1 protein-coding gene is annotated in these 1,088 nt (G+C 58.8%); it reads left to right on the top strand.

Annotation, left to right across the window (positions count from 1 at the left end):
• On the top strand, positions 1–1,088 hold a 1,088-nt coding region (locus OU694_RS16360; protein WP_308912086.1), incomplete at both ends, for a proprotein convertase P-domain-containing protein.

Below are 1,088 nucleotides of genomic sequence, written 5' to 3'. Positions count from 1 at the left end.
CCTCTTGTATCAAGCTTCCGGGATCAGTTTGTCCTGACGGCGGATAAGCCTGGCAATGGTGGAGCCATCTATTCAGTGGGTGGCAGTGCTGCTGATTGGGAGGGACGCCTGTCCGCGGACAAAGAGTTTTCGAGCTTCATTGATGCCGGCTATGACCTCGCGGCACTTGGGCTCGATGATGGCAACTATATGTGGGGCAACGGCACCAGTTCCACGGCCCCCATGGTCTCGGGTGTTGTGGCGCTGATGCTGGAAGCATCGGAGAACAATATCTTCGGCAATGAGCTCGGTTGGCGCGATGTGCAGGAGATATTGGCCATCACCGGGAGGCACACAGGGAGCGGCCTTGGTGACGGTATCTCGGGCAACGAGCACCGGCCATGGACAGTGAACGGGTCCGACATGGTGAATGGTACCGGCCTGCATCATTCGACCGATTATGGCTTCGGGATGGTGGACGCGCATGCAGCGGTGCGGCTTGCCGAGACTTGGGGCATGGCCCATACAAGCGGCAACCAGAAGACCGTCGAGATCACCAAGGATCTGGGCGAAAAAACCTTCAGCTATGGCAAGGCCATCACAACGACCTTCAATGTATCGTCAAGCGGCGCCCTTGACCTCGACGTTGCGCAGCTTGCCTTTACCCTGCGCCACGACGATGCCCGGGAACTGCAGATCACCCTGATTTCTCCGTCCGGCACAAAGTCGGTCATCATCGATACGCCGGGCCTGACCTCAAGCCAGGATTTCAGTTATCTGAAGCCTATTGATTTCTATTGGATCAGCACATCCCGCGCCTTCTGGGGCGAGGAGAGTGCGGGCACCTGGACGGTGATTGTCGAGGACATGGTCGATAACGGCAATGGCGGGGCGGTATCGGAACTGACCCTGATGCTGCAGGGCGACACGGCTTCCAACAACGACACCTATTATTTCACTGACGACTGGCGGCTGATGAAATCCTATACGGGCAAGTTCGCCGTGATCGGGGACGCGCTCGGCACCGATGCCATCAATGCCGCCGCCCTGATGGAAGGCGCGCAGATCGACCTCAGACCCGGCCAGACCAGCCTGATCGGCGGGGAAGC

This window comes from Pseudokordiimonas caeni, from assembly GCF_026719705.1.
Taxonomy (GTDB): Bacteria; Pseudomonadota; Alphaproteobacteria; order Sphingomonadales; family Kordiimonadaceae; genus Gimibacter; species Gimibacter caeni.
Note: the sequence above shows the minus strand (reverse complement) of the source record. Positions and strands in the feature narration are given on the sequence as shown.